Below are 18,806 nucleotides of genomic sequence, written 5' to 3' on the forward strand. Positions count from 1 at the left end.
CAGTTGCGAGGTGCGAGGTACGAGGAGCAAGAGGTGAGGAGTGAGTAATAAAGAAGGGCGCCCTGCGGGGCGCCCTTCTTCTGTTCCGGGCTCAGGAATGCCGCTTCCGCTCAGCCGCGCTCGAGCGGCTGGGTGCGCTTCTCGAGCCAGGCCAGGGCCTCGCCCTCGAGCTTCGGCGCGAGCCGGCTGCGGACCTCGGCGTGATAGGCGTCGAGCCAGTCGGCCTCGGCGGGGTCGAGCAGGGCGACGTCGATCGGCCGGGCATCGATGGGGCACAGGGTCAGCGTCTCGAAGCGCAGGAAGTCGCCGAACTCGCTGGCCTCGGCGGGGCGGTTGGCGGCCAGGTTCTCGATGCGGATGCCCCATTGGCCCGGGCGATACACGCCGGGCTCGATGGAGGTGATCATCCCCGGCTGCATGGCGGTGTGCGGCGCCACCGGCGCGTACCAGGCGATTACCTGCGGGCCCTCGTGGACGTTGAGGAAGTAGCCCACGCCGTGGCCGGTGCCGTGGCCGTAGTCGCGGCCGCTGGCCCACAGCGGGGCGCGGGCGATGGCGTCGAGCTGCGGCGAGGGGATGCCGCGCGGGAAGTGCGCCCGGGACAGGGCGATGGTGCCCTTGAGCACCCGAGTGTAGTCCTCGCGGTGGGCGTCCGTGATGGTGCCCACCGGCACCACCCGGGTGATGTCGGTGGTGCCGCCGTGGTACTGGCCGCCGGAGTCGATCAGCAGCAGGCCGTCGCCCTCGATGGTGGCGTGGGCCTCCGGCGTGGCGTGGTAGTGCGGCAGCGCACCGTTGGCGTTGTAGGCGGCGATGGTGCCGAAGCTGCGGCTGACGAAACCGGGGCGGCGGGCGCGGGCGGCGGTGAGCTGCTCGTCCACGGTCAGCTCGGTGACCGCCTCGCCGCGCTCCAGCGCGGCCTCGAGCCAGGCGAAGAACTCGCACAGGGCCGCGCCGTCCTCCTCCATGGCCTCGCGCACGTGGGCCAGGTCGGCGTCGCTCTTGCGGCCCTTGGCCAGGGTGCTGGGCTGGTAGGCCTCGGCCAGCGCCACGCCCTCGGGCAGCGCCTCGCGGGTGCCCAGGGTCAGCTTTGCCGGGTCGATCTGCACCCGGGCGTCGGCCGGCAGCGCATTGAGCCGGCGATGCCAGTCGGCGTAGTCCGCCACCGCGATGCCGTCGTCGGCCAGCGCCGCCGTGAGCTCGTCGTCGAGCTTGCCCGGGGCGACGAACAGCGTGGCGGTGTCGCGGCCCACCAGCAGGTGGGCGAGGAACACCGGGTTGAACGCGACGTCGGCGCCGCGCAGCTGGGTCAGCCAGGCGATGTCGTCGAGGGTCGAGATCGGGTGCCAGTCGGCGCCGTGCTCGGCCATGGCCTCGCGCACCCGGGCCAGGCGCTCGCCGCGGGTCTCGTCGAGATAGGCCGCCGGATGGGCGTAGAGCGGCGCCTCCGGCAGCGCCGGGCGCTCCGGCCAGATGGCGTCGAGCAGGTCCAGGTCGCCGCGCAGGCGAACGCCCGCCGGGGCCAGATGCGCCTCGAGCCGGCGGGCATGAGCCAGCGCCACCACGTCGGCGTCGAAGCCGAGGGTGGCGCCCTCGTCGAGCCGATCGGCCAGCCAGCGCATCGGCGCGTCGGCCTGGCCGGGCTGTAGCTTCATCAGCGCGATGCCGCTGCCGGCCAGCTGTTCCTCGGCCTGAACCCAGTAGCGGCTGTCGACCCACACGCCGGCGGCGTCCTGGGTCACCACCAGGGTGCCCACCGAGCCGTCGAAGCCGGACAGCCAGGCGCGGCCGGCCCAGTGCTCGGGCAGGTACTCGGAGTTGTGCGGGTCGGAGGAGGGCAGCCACCAGGCGTCGATGGCGTGTTCGCGCATGACCTCGCGCAGGGCGTCGAGACGTTGGCGGGCGGTGTCGGCACTGGGTGAGGTCATGCTTGGGCTCCTGAGTCGAGGGTGGCATCGGCGTCCGCGCGACGGGCGGCCGCCGGGTCGATGAGACGATGGTGTCCGAGCATGCGCTTGAACACCGGGACGAGCAACAGCAGCACCGCGGCGAAGATCACCAAGGCGATGGCGGAACGGCCGAACAGCTCGGGCAGCTGCTGGACTTCCTCGGGATTGACGTGGCCGCCGATCAGGCCGGCCACCAGGTTGCCGAGCGCCGAACCGGTGAACCACAGGCCCATCAGCTGACCCTGGGTGCGCCGCGGCGACAGGCCGGACATGGTGGAGAGGCCCACCGGGCTCAGGCACAGCTCGCCCAGCGTCAGCAGCAGCATGCTGGCGATGATCCACAGCGGCGAGACCAGCCCCGGGCCGCTCAGCACCTGCTGGGCGGCCAGTACCATCAGGCCGAAGCCGGCGGCGGCCAGCAGCAGGCCGAGCACGAACTTCATCGGGCTGCCGGGTTCCAGGCGACGGCGCCCCAGCGCCGGCCACAGCCAGCCGAACAGCGGGCCGAGCAGCACGATGAAGATGGGGTTCAGCGACTGGAACCAGACGGTGGGAATCTCCCAGCCGAACAGTCCGCGGTCGGTGTAGTTCTGGGCGAACAGGTTGTAGGAGGTGGGCTGTTGCTCGAAGGCCGCCCAGAAGAAGGCCGCGGCCACGATCAGCACGAAGCACACCGTGACCCGGGCACGCTCGTCGCGGTTCAGGCCGTTGAACAGCATCAGGTAGGCATAGAAGCCGATCGCCACCACGATCAGCACCGTGGTCATGACCTCGGCCAGGGCGCGGGCGTCGATGTGGATGACGTCGGTCGCGCTCAGCACCACCAGCCCGGCGATCAGCGCCATGATGCCGGCGACCCAGCTTCCGACGTGGCGGCGGCTTTGGGCCGGGGCATCCCAGCTGGCCTCGCGGCCGCGCTCGCGGTCGGCGCGCTGCATGGCCGGCACCGCCCACAGGCGGAAGATCAGCAGCGCTGCCAGCATGCCGAGCCCGCCGATGCCGAAGCCCCAGTGCCAGCCCCAGCGCTCCAGCATCACGCCGCTGATCAGCGGCGCCAGCAGCGCGCCGAGGTTGATGCCCATGTAGAAGATGGCGAAGCCGCCGTCGCGGCGCACGTCGCCGTCATCATAGAGGCCGCCGACCATCACCGAGATGCAGGTCTTGAACAGTCCCGAGCCGAGCACGATCAGGATCAGGCCGACGAAGAAGGCCGGCGCGCCGAACGGTGCCGACAGCGCGATGGCCAGGTGGCCCAGGGCGATCAGTACCGAGCCGTACCACACCGCCCGGCGCTGGCCGAGCCAGTTATCGGCCAGCCAGCCGCCGGGCAGGGCGGCCAGATAGATGGCGCCGGCGTAGAGACCGACGATGGCCGAGGCGGTCTTCTCGTCGAACCCCAGGCCGCCGTCGAAGAGGCTGGCGGCCATGAACAGCACCAGCAGCGGGCGGATGCCGTAGTAGGAGAAGCGTTCCCACATCTCGGTGAAGAACAGCGGCCCCAGCGGGCGCGGATGGCCGAAGAAGCCGCGATCCCGTCGGGAGGTCGCGGCGTCGGAGGTGGAGGTCATGAAACGTCTGCCTTGTCGCTTGCTTGTGCATTGTCGACCGCGCCAGGCGAGAGTCCACGACGCCATATGTTGGCGTTTGCTGCTGAATAACCAGCAGTGTGGATGGCATTTTTTCTGTCTGGCGCGGTTCAGGCGGGCGATTTTATGGTGTTTTGTTAGCCAACGAAATACGACGGAAGCGGTATGGCGAGGCGCGCCTCGGGGAAGGGGCGGCGCGCCACCGCCAAAAGACTAATGTGAGCGGTTTCGAGCGCTGCCTATAGTGACTCGACGCGTGCCTTGCACGCCGTCTGTCGGAAGGGAGTCCGTCGTCATGTCATCCGCCCTCGAGCGTCAGCCTTCGCGAGTCCATGTCACCGAGGTCGGTCCTCGTGACGGCCTGCAGAACGAGTCCGTCATCCTGAGCACCGCCGAGAAGCTCGAGCTGGTTCATGCGCTGATGGACGCGGGCGTCCGCGCCTTCGAGATTTCCTCCTTCGTCAGCCCCCGGGCCGTGCCGGCGCTGGCCGATGCCGGCGAGCTGGTCGCCGCGCTGCGCGGCTTCGAGGGCCTTCACCTGTCGGCCCTGGTGCCCAACCGCCGGGGTGCCGAGCGCGCGCTGGAGGCCGGCGTCGACGCCGTGGTGATGTTCGTCTCGGCCTCGGAGACCCACAACGCCAAGAACGTGAACCGCTCGGTGGCGGCCTCGCTCGAGGGCTTCGAGGAGGTGGCGCGGCTGCTCGAGGGCAGCGGCGTCGAGCTGCGCGGGGCGATCGCCACCAGCTTCGGCTGTCCCTTCGAGGGCGATATCGAGGTCGGTGCGGTGGGGCGGATCGCCCGCCACTTCGCCGACATCGGCGTGCGCCACGTCTCGCTCGGCGACACCACCGGCATGGCCACGCCGCCGCTGGTCAGCGAGCGCATCCGGCACCTGCGCGAGGTAGCGCCTCGGATTGCCCCCACGCTGCACTTCCACAACACCCGCGGCATCGGACTGGCCAACGTCATGCAGGGGCTCGCCCTCGGCGTGGACCGCTACGAGAGCTCCATCGGCGGCCTCGGGGGCTGCCCCTTCGCGCCCGGGGCCTCGGGCAACATCGCCAGCGAGGATCTGGTCTACTTGCTCGACGAGATGGGCATCGACACCGGTATCGATCTCACCGGCATGATCGAGGCCGCCCGGGTCGCCACGCGGCTGATGGGCCGCGACCTGCCGGGGCAGGTGTCCAAGGCCGGGGCGCGCCTGACGCTCGGCGACTGTTCCGCCGTTCCCACCGCACGAGGATGAGCATGCTCGACTCCGCCACGTCTTCTTCGGGTTCCCTGCAGGGCATCCGCGTCATCGACCTGACTCGGGTGATCTCGGGGCCCTTCTGCACCCAGATACTGGGCGATCACGGCGCCGAGGTGATCAAGGTCGAGCCGCCCGGACGCGGCGACATCGTTCGCTCCCAGGGCAACATGGTGAACGGCTTCAGCTGGTACTTCGCCCAGTTCAACCGCAACAAGCGTTCCCTGACCCTGGACCTGCGCCAGGAGGAGGGCAAGGCCGTGCTGAGCCGGCTGCTGGAAGACGCCGACGTGCTGGTGGAGAACTTTCGCCCCGGTGTCATGGCCAGGATGGGCTTCAGCGACGAGGTGCTGCGCGAGCGCTTCCCGCACCTGGTGGTGGGGCGCATCAACGGCTTCGGCTCCAGTGGCCCGTATCGAGATCGTCCGGCCTACGACTTCATCGCCCAGGCGATGAGCGGCTTCATGGGCGTGAACGGCCACGAGAGCGGCGAGCCCATGCGGGCCGCGCCGCCGATCAGCGACATGGTCGCCAGCCAGAACCTGGCCTTCGGCATCAGCGCGGCGCTGGTGCGTCGCGAGCGCACCGGCCAGGGCGATATCGTCGAGACCGCGCTGACCAACGGCCTGATCAGCATGATGGGGTATCTGGCGGCGGAGTACTTCGCCACCGGCGAGGTGCCGAAACGCACCGGCAACGACCATCCCATGCTCTACCCCTACGGCTTGTTTCAGGCCAGCGACGGCGAGGTCGCCATCGCGCCGAGCAACGACACCATGGTCGAGCGCTTCCTCGGCGCGCTCGACATGCTGGAACTGCTGGAGGACGAGCGCTTCCTCGACAACCGCCGCCGCATGGACAACCGCGAGGCGCTGCGCGAGATCCTCGACCGCGAGATCGCGCGGCGCAGCGTGGCGGAGTGGATCGAGCACTTCAACGAGGCCGGGGTGCCCTGCGGCCGAGTCTACGACCTGCACGAGACGTTCGAGGACCCGCAGGTCCGCGAGCAGCAGATGGCGCTGGAGCTCGACCAGGGCGAGCGCGGCAAGGTGCCGACCACCGGCTTCCCGGTGAAGATGTCCGAGGCCCCGGCGGCCATCCACCACCCGGTGCCGGAGCTCGGCGAGCACACCGAGGAGATCCTCGCCGCGCTGGGGTTGGCGGCCGCCGAGCGCGGGGCGCTGCGCGACAAGGGCGTCATCTGAACCGCCCCTGCGGGGCAGGCACAGCAGCACGACAACAACAAGGACCAGGAGCGACGACATGCCGATCACTTCCATGACACCCCGCCGCCTGATGGCCTCCACCCTGCTGGGGCTGGGCCTGACGGGCGGCCTTGCCGGCCAGGCGCTGGCCATCGACGAGTGCATCGCCCCGGCCGACCCCGGTGGCGGCTGGGACTTCACCTGCCGCTCGGTGGGCCAGCTGCTGCGCGAGCTGGACCTGGTCGACGGCAACGTCCAGGTGACCAACATGCCGGGCGGCGTGGGCGCCGTGGCGTTCTCCAACGTGGCCGGCAAGCGTGCCGACGACAGCGATCTGATGGTGGCCACCAGCACCGTGGGCATGACCCAGATCGCCCAGGGGCGCTACCCGGGCGACGCCGACACCATGCGCTGGCTGGGGATGCTCGGCACCGACGTTGGGGTGATCCTGGTCGATGACGAGAGCGCCTATCAGACCCTCGACCAGCTGCTCGAGGCGATCGTTGCCGACCCCACCTCGGTGGTGATGTCCGGCTCCAGCGGCGCCGGCGGCTGGGACCATATCCGCGCGCTGATGCTGGCCAAGGCCGCGGGGCTGCCGGGGGATCGCATCGGCGCGCTACGCTGGGTGCAGTTCGACGGCGGCGGGCCGGCCGTGACCCAGATGATGGGTGGTCACGTGGATGCGGTCTCCACCGACCTGGGCGAGATCGCCGGCTTCATCGAGTCCGGCGACGTGCGGGTGCTGGCGGTGCTCTCCGACGAGCCGCTGCCCGAGCCGTTCGACGCGCTGCCGACGGCCGTCTCCCAGGGCTACGACGTGACCGGTTACAACTGGCGCGGTTTCTATACCGGTGGCGAGGTCTCGGACGACGATTACGCGGCCATGGTCGAGACCCTCCATGCCCTTTATGAAAGCGACGAGTGGAAGGCGGTCGCGGCGCAGAACGGCCTGGTGCCGCTGTGGCGCGGTGGCGACGAGTTCAGCGACTTCGTGCGCGAGTCGATCGACAGCGTCGAGGCCATTTCCCGCGAGATCGGAGTCATTCAGTGAGCGCCGCCCCGCCGATTCGCCATGCCGCCCTGGGCGACCGCATCGCCGGGGCGGCGCTGGCACTGCTGGCGCTGGGCGCCTGGTGGCACTCGCATACCTTCGTCACCGGTTTCATGCAGCCGGTGGGGCCGGGGGTCTTCCCCCGGCTGGTCAGCGTGCCGCTGGGCGTGCTGTCGCTGTACCTGATTGCGCGCCCCGGCATCAATCAGCGCTGGCCGGAGAAGACGGCGCTGGTGCGCCAGCTCGGCATGCTGCTGCTGCTGGGCTGCTATGCCATCGTGCTCGAGCCGCTGGGCTTCGTGCCGGCGACGCTGCTGGCCACGGTGCTGCTGATGCGCCTGTTCGGTGCCCGATGGCGTCAGGCCCTGCCATACGGGGCGCTGCTCGGGTTTGCGCTGTACGTGCTGTTCGAATTCGCCCTGGGCATTCCGCTGCCCGACACGCCCGGCTGGAGTGGGTAGCGATACGTCATGGATATTCTCGATTTCCTCGTGCACGGGTTCGCGGTGGCGCTGCAGCCCGAACATCTGCTGCTGGCGCTGATCGGCTGCACCGTCGGTACCCTGATCGGCGCCCTGCCAGGGCTGGGGCCGGTGAACGGCGTGGCGCTGATGATCCCGCTGGCGTTCAACTTCGGGCTGGCGCCCACCGCGGCGCTGATCCTGCTGGTCAGCGTGTATTACGGCTGCATGTATGGCGGCCGCATCAGCTCCATCGTGCTCAACATTCCCGGCGACGAGCCGGCGATGATGACGACCCTCGACGGCTACCCGATGGCGCGCGCCGGCCGCGGCGGCGAGGCGCTGGGGCTGTCCGCCGTGGCCTCTTTCGCCGGGGCGACCATCGCCACCATCGGCCTGACGCTGTTCGCGCCGCTGCTGGTCAAGGTGGCGATCCGCTTCGGGCCCGCCGAGTACTTCGCGCTGTTCATGCTGGCCTTCGCCACCATCGGCGGGGTGACCTCCGGCAGCTTCACCAAGAGTTTCATCGCCGCCTGCCTGGGCCTGCTGCTCGGCACGGTGGGGATCGATCCCGTCAGCAGCGTGGCGCGCTACACCTTCGGCTGGTATGAGCTCTATGACGGCATCGACTATCTGGTGGCGCTGATCGGGCTGTTCGCCATCTCCGAGTGCCTGCTGTTCCTGGAGCGTGATCATCGCCTGGAGATCACGCCCGTGCGGCTCGGCTCGGCCGTGCCGGGCATGCGGCGCTCGAAAAGCTGCGCTTCGACCATCGGCCGCGGCTCGCTGATCGGCTTCATCGCCGGTGTGCTGCCCGGCGCCGGCGCCTCGCTCGGCAGCTTCCTGTCCTATTCGCTGGAGAAGCGCCGCTGGGGCGACAAGGGCGACTTCGGTCGCGGCGACCCCCGCGGCGTGGCGGCCCCGGAGGCGGGCAACAACGCCGCCGCCGGCGGGGCGCTGATCCCCATGCTGTCGCTGGGCATCCCCGGCAGCGGCACCACCGCCATCCTGCTGGCGCTGCTGCTGTCGATGAACATCACCCCCGGGCCGCTGCTGTTCGAGCAGCAGCCGGACATGGTCTGGGGCCTGGTGGCGGCGCTGTTCATCGGCAACGTCATGCTGCTGGTGCTCAACATCCCGCTGGTGGGGCTGTTCGCCAAGGTGCTGCAGGCGCCCTCCTGGTTCCTGATGCCGATGGTGGTGCTGGTGGCCTTCGTGGGGGTCTATTCGCTCAACAACAGCCCCTTCGACCTCTTCATGATGCTGGCCTTCGGCGTGCTCGGCTATGTGCTGCGCAAGCTCGAGATTCCCACCGTGCCGGTGGTGCTGGGGCTGCTGCTGGGTGGGCAGATGGAGTTCAACCTGCGGCGGGCGATGTCGATCACCGGCGGCGACTGGAGCATCCTGTGGAGCAGCGGGATCTCGATCGGCATCTATGTCTTCGCCGCGACCCTGCTGTGCGCCGGGCTGATCTATGCGCTGCTGGTCAAGCGCCGGCTGGTCTGACGGAAAGCGAAAGCCGCGCCGGCGGCTTGGGTGGCGTGCCTCCCGGTGCCAGAATGAAGGCCTCAAGGAGGAACGCCCATGACGCAGATGACCTGGGAGCGGCTGCTCGACCCGGCCCGGCTCCATGACCGGCGCGGCACGTCTCGCGACGAGATCGGCCGCAGCCCCTTCCACAAGGACCACGACCGCATCGTCTTCGCCGGCTCCTTCCGCCGCCTGGGGCGCAAGACCCAGGTGCACCCGCTGACCGACAACGATCATATCCACACCCGCTTGACCCACTCGCTGGAGGTCGGCTGCGTAGGGCGCTCGCTGGGCATGAGCGTCGGCGAGGGGCTGCGCCACCGGCTGCCCGAGGACATCACGCCGGCCGATCTCGGCGTGATCGTCCAGGCCGCCTGCCTGGGCCACGACATCGGCAACCCGCCCTTCGGCCACGCCGGGGAGTACGCGATCCGCGACTGGTTCAAGCGCGCCGAGAGCGACGGCAGCGGGCTGCTGGAGGGGCTGTCCGACGCCGAGCGCGCCGACCTGCTGACCTACGAGGGCAACGCCCAGGGCTTTCGCATCGTCACCCAGATCGAATACAACCAGTTCCGCGGTGGCATGCGCCTGACCGCGGCGACGCTGGGCACCCTGCTCAAGTATCCCTGGACCGTCGAGCACGGCGGCAGCGCCGGCAAGTTCGGCTGCTACCAGAGCGAGGCCCATCTGCTGACCGAGGTGGCCGAGCGGCTGGGGCTGCTGCCCCAGGGCGAGAACCGCTGGAGCCGGCATCCGCTGGCCTGGCTGGTCGAGGCCGCCGACGACATCTGCTACGCGCTGCTCGACCTGGAGGACGGCCTGGAGATGGGCATCCTCGGTTTCGACGAGGTGGCCGGCATCCTGACCCAGATCGCCGGCGGCGAGCCCGGCGACTTCGCGACCATGCGCGAGGAGGGCGTGTCCCAGCGGCGGCGGATCGCCGCGCTGCGCGGGGCGGCCATGGAGCGGGCGGTGACCGAGGTGGCCGGAGCGTTCGTCCAGCACGAGGCCGAGCTGCTCGGCGGCCGGCTGCGCCACGACCTGCTCGAGCTGTGCCACCCGGACCTGGACTGGGGGGTGAAGACGGCCAAGCAGCTGGCGCGGGAGCGCATCTTCCGCAACGAACGCAAGGCCAAGCTGGAGATCGGCGCCTACACCACCCTGGGCATCCTGCTGGAGGCCTTCATCGGCGCCGCCCACGAGCTGCACCACACCGGCGGCTCGACCTTCAAGCACCAGCGGGTGCTGGCGCTGATCGGCGAGAACACCCCGCGCCCCTCCTGGTCGCTCTACGACAGCTACCGGCGCATGCTCGACTTCATCGGCGGCATGACCGACCACTACGCGGTGGATCTGGCTCAGGAGATGGGCGGGCGGCTCAGGGGCGACTGAGCGGCGGGCCTCTGCGGCGCCGGTTCAGGCCGTCAGCTGCAGCGGCGGCTCCCCGTCAGGATCGCGATCGTCGTCGTCCAGGCCGATGACGCGGCGGATGGCGTCGCCGATGCGCCGGCTGCTGTTGGCGATGCCCTGGTTGCCGAACAGGCGGTTGAACTCGAACACGTAGGGATGCCCGTCGACCATGGCGATGTCGAAGCCGGCGTGGTCGATGTCGAGCTCGCGGGCCAGGCGGCGGGCCAGACCGATGGCCGCCTCGGGAATCGCCGCGTGGTCGATTCGTCCGCCCTGGCTGACGTTGGCGCGATAGCCCTCGAGCGGCGTGATCCGCCAGTAGGCGGCGATCACCTCGCCGCCGACCAGCACGATGCGCAGGTCACGGTCGATCGGCAGCCGCGCCTGGGCATACAGCACCGGCTCCTCGGCGACGTGGTCGTCGAGATCCTGGCGCGACGCGATCAGCCGTACGCCCTCGCCCATGGCGCTCTTGATGCGCTTGGCGATGAAGGGGTAGCCGAAGCGCGCCTCGATGTGGTCGAGAGCGGCGCGGGAGGTGCCGCGAATCTCGGTGGGCGGCACGTGCTCGGGGCACAGTGCCAGGAAGGCGCGGGTCTGCTGGACCTTGTCGTGGCCCAGGTGGTAGCTGGCCAGACTCGGGAAGATGCGCGCGCCGAGCCCGTAGGCCAGGGCATTGACCTGCCAGTATTCGGGGAACAGCAGCCAGTCCGCCTGACGGATCTCCTCCAGGTGATCGTACATGCGTTCCGGCTTGATATAGCGCACCCCGGGAATCCCCAGGGTGCGAAAAACGTCGAACGTGATGAGTTTCATGGTGATGAAAAGGCCATCTCCTGCGAAGGCGGCGAATTATTATCCGCCTTCATGGTTCTGGCAAGCGTTATCGGCCCTCGGGCATCCCCGAGGCAGGCATGATGAGGAGGAGCGCACGACAGTGAAGCGTTCTAGACCGTATTGGCGGCCGAAGAAGGTGCTGCTGATGGGGCTGCTGGGCGGCTGGCTGGCCGTGACCTCGGCCCTGCCGGCCTCGGCGTCATCGCCACTGGCGCTGGACGGTGTCGATCACTACACCTTGGCGCTGACCTGGCATCCCGGCTTCTGCGCCAGTCGCTCGCGGCCGCCACGAGAGTGCCGGGAGGCCCGGCTGCGGCGCGGGGCGGACGACGGCTTCGTGCTGCACGGGCTCTGGGCCTCGCTGCCCGACGACTTCCGCGAGCGCGGGGTCACGCGTCGTGACTGGTGGCGCCAGGGATGCTTCCTGGAAACGCCACGGCCGGCCGGCGGTTTCTGCCGCGCCCATGCGCCGCTGGCGCTGCCGGACGCCCTCGGGCGGCGGCTGGATCGTGCCATGCCGGGGCGGGCGAGCTGCCTGGATCGCTACCAGTACGCCAAGCACGCGGCCTGCCTGGCGCTGCCCGAGGAGGCGCTGTTCGCGACCTCGCTCGAGCTGCTTGAGGCAGTGAACGACAGCGCCTTCGGCGACTTCGTGGCGCTGCATCGTGGCGGCGTGGTGGGGCGCAACGCCCTGATCGACGCCTTCGAGGCGGCTTTCGGCGAGGGCCGGGGGCGGGCGCTGCGCCTGGAGTGCCGCGGGCGCGGCAATCGGCTGCTGACCGAGGTGCGTATCGGCATCGATGCCGAGGCCCTCGACCGCTTCCCGTCGGCCGACAGCCTGGTACGGCTCGGCCGCGGGCGCTGCGCGACGCGGGTCAGGATCGCCGATTTCGACTGACGGCCATCCCTCAGTGCGGGGCGCGGCGGTGGATCGCGGCGATCACCGCCTCGCGGGTGGCGTCGTCGAGGGCATCCAGACGCCGCTCGGGCAGCCGCTCGGCCAGGGCATCGCCGCTGACCACCAGCAGGTCATCGGCGGCCTCGGGGTGCTCGATCTGCCAGCCAGGCAGGGCCAGCACGCCCTGCACCGGCACCGGTTGGCCCAGCTCTTGCTCCAGCCATTCGGCCAGCCAGCGCGCGGCGCGGCGGGTGTCGCGCAGCGGGCGTCGCTCGATCCAGCCCGGGAAGCGCAGGCGAGCGTGTTCGACCGTGACGCGGTTGTCCTCCTCGCCAGAGGGGCGCACCGTCGGGCTGCGGGCCCAGGTCTCGACGGCGAACACGCCATGGGGCGTGATCGCCACGTGATCGAGCGTGTCGCCTTCGGCGGGCACGTCGTGGAAGATGACGTAGGGGTGTGACTCGGGGCGGATCAGTCGCTCGAGCTCCTGGCCCACCGCCAGTTCGCAGGCCAGCCCCAGCTTGAGGCGGCGGATGCGCTGGAAGTCGCGGATCAGTCGGAAGCAGAAGATCAGCACCAGCAGCGTGGAGAGCGCGCCGTAGAGGGTCCATTCGACCCATTCCGGTTCGTCGGAGAACAGCATGCGCCCCATGCCGTAGACCAGCGGCGTCATGATCACGATCGGGCCCAGGGCGCCGTTGAGGAACAGGCCGGCGAAGGCGCGGTCCAGACGGTCGCGCAGCGACTGGCCCGGCTCGCGCAGCGGGTGGGCGTCGAAGGGCGAGCTGACCCGGGCGTCGTGCAGATTGCGCAGCCCGACCACGATCACCGCGGTCGCCGCCAGAGGAAACAGGAAGATGAGGGGAATCAGGTATTCCAGCCAGGCCATCGGGAGTCCTTGCCCGTGGGGGATCCCGTCTATTGTAGACAGGATCGGCGCCCCGAGGCCATGCTCGGCGCGCATGCCGAGAAGCGAGGAGTGACATGAGCGATCGTCAGGCGCCGCTCGGCGCCGATCTCGAGGCCCTGGCGGCCTTCGTGGCGAGCACGCCGCGCCTGGCCGTGCTGACCGGGGCCGGCGTCAGCACGGCCAGCGGCATCCCCGACTATCGCGACGACGGCGGCGACTGGAAGCGCTCGCCGCCGATGCAGCATGGCGTCTTCATGGGCAGCCAGGCCGCCCGGCAGCGCTATTGGGCGCGGGCGCTGATCGGCTTCCGCACGCTTCAGGAGGCGCGCCCCAACGAGGCCCATGGTGCCCTGGCGCGGCTCGAGGCCGAAGGGCGGGTGATCGGCATCATCACCCAGAACGTCGACGGCCTGCATCGCCGCGCCGGCTCGCGTCGGGTGATCGAGCTGCATGGCCGGGCCGACCTGGTGCGCTGCATGGGCTGCGGGGCGACACGCATGCGCCATGATCTGCATGCCGAGCTGGCCCGCCACAATCCCGACTGGCTCGACACCGGCGCCCGGGCCGGTCCGGATGGCGATGCCGACCTGGAAGCGGACTTCGCGGGCTTCCGTGTGCCGGACTGCACCCGCTGCGGTGACGGCATCTGGAAGCCGGACGTGGTGTTCTTCGGCGACAGCGTGCCTCGCCCCCGCGTGGACGAGGCCTTCGCGTTGCTGGAGGAGGCCGACGGGCTGCTGGTGGTGGGCTCGTCGCTGATGGTCTACTCGGGCTTCCGCTTCGCCCGCGAAGCCGCCCGGGCCGGCAAGCCACTGGCCTGTCTGAACCTCGGACGCACCCGCGCCGACGACCTCTATACGCTCAAGGTCACGGCCGGCGCCGAGGCCGGGCTGGCCGCGCTGGTCGAGACGCTGAAGGAAGGGCCTAGCCGCCGGCCAGCCTGACCTTGAACCCTCGCTTCTCCAGCTCGCCCTTGAGCACCTCGCGCTGGTCGCCTTGAATCTCGATCACGCCGTCCTTCAGGGCGCCGCCGGTGCCGCAGCGTTTCTTGAGCTCCTTGGCCAGGGTCTTGAGCTCGTCGGCCTTGAGCGGCACGCCATCGACCAGGGTCACGCCCTTGCCCTTGCGGCCCTTGGTCTCGCGGCGTAGGCGCACGATGCCGTCCAGGCCCGCCAGGCGCTCCTCTTCGGCGGCCTCGGCGCAGCGGCAGTCGTCGACGGGCTGGCGGCACTCGGGGCAGGTGTCGCCGTGTTCGGTGGAGTAGACCAGGCCACGCAGCTGGTCCTGGAGAGATGCCATGGGGCCTCCTCGGCAATGGATGCGGGCCCCAGATGATACGAGGCCCGGCGGCGGCGGTCGATGCGGGCGGGCCTTGCGCGTCGGCTCATGTGTGCCGACGGTCGGGCCCGAGGACCTCGGGGCCGAGCTCGGAGGCCTGGCTCAGCCCCAGCAAGCCGATCGTCCGGTCCACTTCTCCGCGCAGCAGGTCGAGGGCATGCGCGACGCCGGCCTGGCCGCCGGCGGCCAGGCCGTACAGCGTCGCTCGCCCCAGCCAGACCGCATCGGCCCCCAGGGCCAGCGCCTTGACGATATCCGTGCCACGCCGGAAGCCGCTGTCGATGAACAGCTGGCAGCGTTCGCCGACGGCCTTTCTGGCGTCGGGCAGCACCTCCAGCGGCGAGCAGGCGCTATCGAGCTGGCGCCCCCCATGATTGGAGAGTACCACCCCGTCGACGCCGAGTGTCGCGGCCTGCTCGGCCTCGGCCGGCGCCAGGATGCCCTTGACGATCAGCTTGCCCTGCCAGTGATCGCGCAGCCAGGCGATATCGTCCCAGTTGAGGGAAGGGTCCAGCTGCTGGCCGATGATGGCCGAGGCGCCCTGCACGCTCTGCTTGCCGGGCGGCAGCAGGTCGCCGAGGTTCTTGAAGGTGGGCATGCCGTCGGGGATCAGCACGTCGGCGATCCAGCGCGGGCGGGTCAGCAGATGCAGGAGATTGCGCAGCGTGGGCTGCATGGGCTTGCGGAAGTTGCGCAGGTCCCACTCCCGGTTGCCGTAGATGGCGCTGTCGGTGGTGACCACGAGCGTCTCGTATCGCGCCGTTCGGCAGCGTTCGACCAGTTTCCTGACGTAGTCGCGGTCGCGATAGAAGTAGATCTGCATCCAGGCCCTGAGGTCTTCGACGTCGGCGATCTCCTCCAGCGAGGTGGTGGCCACGTTGCTGAGCACGAAGGGGATGTTCGCAGCGGACGCCGCCGCGGCCAGCTTCAGGTCGCCGTTCTTCGTCATCATGCCGTTGTAGCCGGTCGGTCCGATCACCAGAGGCAGGGCATGTTGCCGGCCCAGCAGGGTGGTGGACAGGTCCCGGGGGCCGACGCGCGTCAGGGTTTTCGGTTCGAACCGGTAATCGTCGAACACCCGGCGGTTGCGATCCAGCGTGCGTTCATCGTCGGCACCGCCCTCGAGATACTCATGGACAAAATGGGGCAGTCTGCGGCGGGCGATCCGCGCCAGGTCCTCGATGTTGAGTGCCTTTCGATAGTCGGTTCCGGCATAGCTGGCGCGTTCCACGTGGGTCTCCCTTTGCCGATGGCGCATGACACCAATGTCTAATAACGAAGCGCTTTTCGCTCTCCTGCCATACTACCATACTAGTTGCATCGAAAAGGCGAGGGCCCATGGCCGTGCCGATAACGGGGTGACGTCATGAACACGACATTGCAGGCGCTGTGGCAGGAGATGCGCGACGAGGGGGCGGTGCGCCAGCGGCTCTACACGGTGCTGCGGCAGTCGATCATCCGCATGGTGCTGGCGCCGGGGCAGGCGCTGTCGGAGAAGGAGCTGGCCGAGACCTTTTCGGTCAGTCGTCAGCCCGTCCGCGAGGCCTTCATCCGGCTGTCGGAGGCCGGACTGGTCGAGGTGCGCCCCCAGCGTGGCACCTTCGTGGTCAAGATTTCGCAGCAGGCCGTTCTCGAGGCCCGTTTCGTGCGCGAGGCGGTCGAGGTGGCCGTGGCACGAGAGGCCGCCAGCAAGGGGCTGAGTGATCGCACCCTGGCGGAGCTGCACGAGCTGATCGCGCGACAGCGCCGGTGCATCGAGCCGGCGGATCACGATCGCTTCTTCCTGCTGGATGAAGAGTTCCATCGCACCCTGTCGCTGGGGGCCGGGCAGCAGACCGCCTGGAAGGTGGCCGAGGAGGTCAAGGCGCAGCTCGATCGCGTGCGCTATCTGAGCGTTCCCGAGAGCACGCCGCTCGACAAGCTGATCGCCCAGCACCAGGCGATCGTCGATGCAATCGAGCGACGCGATGCCGACGCGGCCGCCGAGGCGATGCGTGTTCACCAGTGCGAGATCCTGCAGTCGCTGCCCGACCTCGTGAGCCGATTCCCCGAAATGTTCCAGTCCGCCCTGATACCACCGCTTGTCGAGGAGAGCCAGGCATGAAGATCGAACGGGCCTATACCATCGTCACCGCACCGGGGCGCAACTTCGTCACCCTCAAGATCGTTACCGACGAGGGCGTCTACGGCATTGGTGATGCCACCCTCAACGGCCGCGAGCAGGCGGTGGTGGCCTATCTCGAGGAACACGTGATTCCGGCCCTGATCGGCCGCGATCCCCAGCGCATCGAGGACATCTGGCACTACCTCTATCGCGGTGCCTACTGGCGCCGCGGTCCGGTGACCATGACCGCCATCGCCGCCGTCGACATGGCGCTGTGGGATATCAAGGCCAAGGTCGCCGGGATGCCGCTGTACCAGCTGCTGGGCGGCAAGAGTCGCGAGCGAGTGATGGTCTACGGCCACGCCACCGGCAAGGACATCGAGTCCTGCCTCGAGGAGGTCGCGCGCCACGTCGAGCAGGGCTATCGCGCGGTTCGCGTGCAGGCCGGCGTGCCGGGGATCGCCAGCATCTACGGCGTGGCCAAGCGCCCCGGCGAGCGCTACGAGCCCGCCGATGCCGACCTGCCGGCCGAGCACGTCTGGAGCACCGCCAAGTATCTCAACCACGTGCCCAAGCTGTTCGCCGCCGTGCGCGAGCGCTTCGGCGATGACCTGCACGTGCTGCACGACGTCCACCACCGACTGACGCCCATCGAGGCGGCGCGACTGGGCAAGGAGGTCGAGCCCTACCACCTGTTCTGGCTCGAGGACTGCGTGCCGGCCGAGAACCAGGAGAGCTTCGGCCTGATCCGCCAGCACACCACCACGCCGCTGGCGGTGGGCGAGGTCTTCAACAGCCTCTTCGATGCCAAGGCGCTGATCGAGAACCAGTGGATCGACTATATCCGGGCGACCCTGACCCATGCCGGCGGCATCACCCACATGCGGCGGCTGGCCGACCTGGCCGGGCTCTATCACGTGCGCACCGGCTTCCACGGCCCGACCGATCTGTCGCCGGTCTGCCTGGGGGCGGCGATCCACTTCGATACCTGGGTGCCCAACTTCGGCATCCAGGAGTACATGCCTCATGCGGACGTGACCAACGAGGTCTTTCCCCACGACTACCGTTTCGAGGATGGCCACTTCATCGTCGGCGAGACGCCTGGACACGGCGTCGATATCGACGAGGACGCGGCCGCCCAATATCCCTATCGCCGTGCCAGCCTGCCGGTCAACCGGCTCGAGGACGGCACGCTGTGGCACTGGTAACGAGGTGAATCGATGAAAGCCTTTCAGGTAAACGCGCCCCAGGACTACCGGCTGGTCGAGGCCGAAGCCCCCGCGGTGGCCGCGGGCGAGGTCCAGGTGAAGGTGGCCTTCGCCGGGATCTGCGGCTCCGACATGCACATCATCCACGGTGACAACGCCTTCGTGCGTTTCCCGCGGATCACCGGCCACGAGTTCGCCGGGCTGGTCGAGGCGGTGGGCGAGGGTGTCGAGGGCGTGGCCGTCGGCGACCGGGTGTGTATCGATCCGGTGATCAGCTGCGGCGAGTGCTATCCCTGCCGCATCGGCCGTCCCAATGTCTGCACCGCGCTGGAAGTGATCGGCGTGCATCGCAACGGCGGCTTCGAGGAGCGGGTCAACGTGCCGGCCGGCAACGTCCATCGCCTGCCCGAGGGGCTCGGGCTGGATGCCGCGGCGCTGGTCGAACCCTATACCATCGCCGCCAACGTGCTGAGTCGCATGCAGCCGCATCCGGGCGATCGCCTGCTGATTCTCGGGGCCGGCGTGATCGGCCTGACCATTCTGCAGGTGGCTCGCGCCCAGGGCATCGAGGACATCACCGTCAGCGACGTCATCGACGCTCGCCTGGAGACCGCTCGCGAGCTGGGCGCCACCCGAACCCTCAACGGCGCCGAGCAGGACGTCGAGGCCGAGGTCGAGGCGCTGACCGGCGGTGAAGGCATGCCGCTGATCGCCGATGCCGCCTGCGTGCCGGCCCTGCTGCCGCAGATGCTGCGCATGGCGTCGCCGGCGGGCCGCATCGGGCTGCTTGGCTTCAACCCGACGCCCAGCGATCTGGTGCAGCTGGAGGTGATCAAGAAGGAGCTGACCCTGGTCGGCTCGCGACTCAACAACCGCAAGTTTCCGGAAGTGATCGAGCTGATGGCATCCGGGCGACTCGATCCGCTGGCGCTGGTGAGCCATCGCCTGCCCTTCGACGACATGCCCGGGGCCATCGAGATGATCGATCATCATCCCGAAAGTGCCCGCAAGGTACTGATCGAGATCGGTGCCTGAGGGCTGCACTCGCGCCATCCAGCCAACAA

General features: G+C 69.3%; 17 protein-coding genes. 11 read left to right on the forward strand and 6 right to left on the reverse strand.

Annotation, left to right across the window (positions count from 1 at the left end; all coding sequences use genetic code 11):
- Positions 1-110: 110 nt before the first annotated feature.
- Positions 111-1,928, reverse strand: a complete 1,818-nt coding sequence (locus C9J49_RS00695; RefSeq protein ID WP_107181125.1) for an aminopeptidase P family protein — start codon at positions 1,926-1,928, stop codon at positions 111-113.
- On the reverse strand, positions 1,925-3,517 hold the full coding sequence (locus tag C9J49_RS00700; RefSeq protein ID WP_107181126.1) for a peptide MFS transporter: 1,593 nt from the start codon (positions 3,515-3,517) through the stop codon (positions 1,925-1,927). The genes C9J49_RS00695 and C9J49_RS00700 overlap by 4 nt, the downstream gene beginning before the upstream one ends.
- Positions 3,518-3,830: 313 nt before the next feature.
- Here C9J49_RS00700 and C9J49_RS00705 point away from each other — a divergent pair, with 313 nt between their 5' ends.
- The 6 genes from C9J49_RS00705 (at position 3,831) to C9J49_RS00730 (ending at position 10,429) form a co-directional block, all read left to right on the forward strand.
- Positions 3,831-4,784 (forward strand): hydroxymethylglutaryl-CoA lyase, encoded by a 954-nt coding sequence (locus C9J49_RS00705; protein WP_107181127.1) that lies wholly within the window; start codon positions 3,831-3,833, stop codon positions 4,782-4,784.
- 2 nt (positions 4,785-4,786) lie between these two features.
- Positions 4,787-5,992 carry a CaiB/BaiF CoA-transferase family protein gene (locus C9J49_RS00710; protein ID WP_046078500.1) on the forward strand — a complete coding sequence of 402 codons (1,206 nt, stop codon included), beginning with the start codon at positions 4,787-4,789 and terminating at the stop codon, positions 5,990-5,992.
- A 58-nt stretch (positions 5,993-6,050) separates the two neighbouring features.
- Entirely contained in the window at positions 6,051-7,046 is a 996-nt protein-coding gene (locus C9J49_RS00715; protein ID WP_107181128.1) for a tripartite tricarboxylate transporter substrate binding protein, read from the forward strand.
- Positions 7,043-7,507: a tripartite tricarboxylate transporter TctB family protein gene (locus C9J49_RS00720; protein WP_181454223.1), complete on the forward strand. Its 465-nt coding sequence runs from the start codon at positions 7,043-7,045 to the stop codon at positions 7,505-7,507. Before C9J49_RS00715 ends, C9J49_RS00720 begins: the two co-directional genes overlap by 4 nt.
- A 9-nt stretch (positions 7,508-7,516) precedes the next feature.
- On the forward strand, positions 7,517-9,013 hold the full coding sequence (locus tag C9J49_RS00725) for a tripartite tricarboxylate transporter permease (protein ID WP_046078498.1): 1,497 nt from the start codon (positions 7,517-7,519) through the stop codon (positions 9,011-9,013).
- A gap of 78 nt (positions 9,014-9,091) precedes the next feature.
- Complete coding sequence (locus C9J49_RS00730; RefSeq protein WP_046078497.1) at positions 9,092-10,429, forward strand: deoxyguanosinetriphosphate triphosphohydrolase; 1,338 nt, start codon at positions 9,092-9,094, stop codon at positions 10,427-10,429.
- A gap of 24 nt (positions 10,430-10,453) precedes the next feature.
- On the opposite strand, the gene C9J49_RS00735 is transcribed toward C9J49_RS00730, so the two are convergent.
- Complete coding sequence (locus tag C9J49_RS00735; RefSeq protein ID WP_046078496.1) at positions 10,454-11,263, reverse strand: RimK family alpha-L-glutamate ligase; 810 nt, start codon at positions 11,261-11,263, stop codon at positions 10,454-10,456.
- Positions 11,264-11,384: 121 nt separating this feature from the next.
- Here C9J49_RS00735 and C9J49_RS00740 point away from each other — a divergent pair, with 121 nt between their 5' ends.
- Entirely contained in the window at positions 11,385-12,182 is a 798-nt protein-coding gene (locus C9J49_RS00740; RefSeq protein WP_258393716.1) for a ribonuclease I, read from the forward strand.
- Positions 12,183-12,192: 10 nt separating this feature from the next.
- On the opposite strand, the gene C9J49_RS00745 is transcribed toward C9J49_RS00740, so the two are convergent.
- Positions 12,193-13,071: a nuclease-related domain-containing protein gene (locus C9J49_RS00745; protein WP_046078494.1), complete on the reverse strand. Its 879-nt coding sequence runs from the start codon at positions 13,069-13,071 to the stop codon at positions 12,193-12,195.
- Positions 13,072-13,166: 95 nt separating this feature from the next.
- Here C9J49_RS00745 and C9J49_RS00750 point away from each other — a divergent pair, with 95 nt between their 5' ends.
- Positions 13,167-14,036 (forward strand): NAD-dependent protein deacetylase, encoded by an 870-nt coding sequence (locus C9J49_RS00750; RefSeq protein WP_107181130.1) that lies wholly within the window; start codon positions 13,167-13,169, stop codon positions 14,034-14,036.
- Here the strand turns inward: C9J49_RS00750 and C9J49_RS00755 are convergent.
- Both C9J49_RS00755 and C9J49_RS00760 read right to left on the reverse strand, forming a co-directional pair.
- On the reverse strand, positions 14,017-14,391 hold the full coding sequence (locus tag C9J49_RS00755) for a translation initiation factor Sui1 (RefSeq protein ID WP_107181131.1): 375 nt from the start codon (positions 14,389-14,391) through the stop codon (positions 14,017-14,019). The genes C9J49_RS00750 and C9J49_RS00755 overlap by 20 nt on opposite strands.
- Before the next feature lie 85 nt (positions 14,392-14,476).
- Complete coding sequence (locus C9J49_RS00760; protein ID WP_107181132.1) at positions 14,477-15,661, reverse strand: alpha-hydroxy acid oxidase; 1,185 nt, start codon at positions 15,659-15,661, stop codon at positions 14,477-14,479.
- 135 nt (positions 15,662-15,796) lie between these two features.
- Here C9J49_RS00760 and C9J49_RS00765 point away from each other — a divergent pair, with 135 nt between their 5' ends.
- The 3 genes from C9J49_RS00765 to C9J49_RS00775 are packed head-to-tail and all read left to right on the forward strand — an operon-like array spanning position 15,797 to position 18,777.
- Positions 15,797-16,534, forward strand: coding sequence for a GntR family transcriptional regulator (locus tag C9J49_RS00765; RefSeq protein ID WP_046078490.1), 738 nt, complete (start codon positions 15,797-15,799; stop codon positions 16,532-16,534).
- Positions 16,531-17,742 carry a D-mannonate dehydratase ManD gene (manD, locus tag C9J49_RS00770; protein ID WP_046078489.1) on the forward strand — a complete coding sequence of 404 codons (1,212 nt, stop codon included), beginning with the start codon at positions 16,531-16,533 and terminating at the stop codon, positions 17,740-17,742. The genes C9J49_RS00765 and manD overlap by 4 nt, the downstream gene beginning before the upstream one ends.
- Positions 17,743-17,754: 12 nt before the next feature.
- Positions 17,755-18,777: a Zn-dependent oxidoreductase gene (locus tag C9J49_RS00775; RefSeq protein WP_046078488.1), complete on the forward strand. Its 1,023-nt coding sequence runs from the start codon at positions 17,755-17,757 to the stop codon at positions 18,775-18,777.
- Positions 18,778-18,806: the final 29 nt, after the last annotated feature.

It is taken from the genome of Halomonas sp. SL1, assembly GCF_003030865.2.
Classification (GTDB): domain Bacteria; phylum Pseudomonadota; class Gammaproteobacteria; order Pseudomonadales; family Halomonadaceae; genus Halomonas; species Halomonas halophila.

Bases quoted from the DNA above. Each gene is read 5' to 3' on its own strand.
- C9J49_RS00775 (WP_046078488.1), top strand. From the start codon at position 17,755: ATGAAAGCCTTTCAGGTAAACGCGCCCCAGGACTACCGGCTGGTCGAG.
- C9J49_RS00700 (WP_107181126.1), bottom strand. From the start codon at position 3,517: ATGACCTCCACCTCCGACGCCGCGACCTCCCGACGGGATCGCGGCTTC.
- C9J49_RS00715 (WP_107181128.1), top strand. From the start codon at position 6,051: ATGCCGATCACTTCCATGACACCCCGCCGCCTGATGGCCTCCACCCTG.
- C9J49_RS00710 (WP_046078500.1), top strand. From the start codon at position 4,787: ATGCTCGACTCCGCCACGTCTTCTTCGGGTTCCCTGCAGGGCATCCGC.
- C9J49_RS00725 (WP_046078498.1), top strand. From the start codon at position 7,517: ATGGATATTCTCGATTTCCTCGTGCACGGGTTCGCGGTGGCGCTGCAG.
- C9J49_RS00730 (WP_046078497.1), top strand. From the start codon at position 9,092: ATGACGCAGATGACCTGGGAGCGGCTGCTCGACCCGGCCCGGCTCCAT.
- C9J49_RS00735 (WP_046078496.1), bottom strand. From the start codon at position 11,263: ATGAAACTCATCACGTTCGACGTTTTTCGCACCCTGGGGATTCCCGGG.
- C9J49_RS00695 (WP_107181125.1), bottom strand. From the start codon at position 1,928: ATGACCTCACCCAGTGCCGACACCGCCCGCCAACGTCTCGACGCCCTG.
- C9J49_RS00755 (WP_107181131.1), bottom strand. From the start codon at position 14,391: ATGGCATCTCTCCAGGACCAGCTGCGTGGCCTGGTCTACTCCACCGAA.
- C9J49_RS00750 (WP_107181130.1), top strand. From the start codon at position 13,167: ATGAGCGATCGTCAGGCGCCGCTCGGCGCCGATCTCGAGGCCCTGGCG.
- manD (WP_046078489.1), top strand. From the start codon at position 16,531: ATGAAGATCGAACGGGCCTATACCATCGTCACCGCACCGGGGCGCAAC.
- C9J49_RS00705 (WP_107181127.1), top strand. From the start codon at position 3,831: ATGTCATCCGCCCTCGAGCGTCAGCCTTCGCGAGTCCATGTCACCGAG.
- C9J49_RS00765 (WP_046078490.1), top strand. From the start codon at position 15,797: ATGAACACGACATTGCAGGCGCTGTGGCAGGAGATGCGCGACGAGGGG.
- C9J49_RS00745 (WP_046078494.1), bottom strand. From the start codon at position 13,071: ATGGCCTGGCTGGAATACCTGATTCCCCTCATCTTCCTGTTTCCTCTG.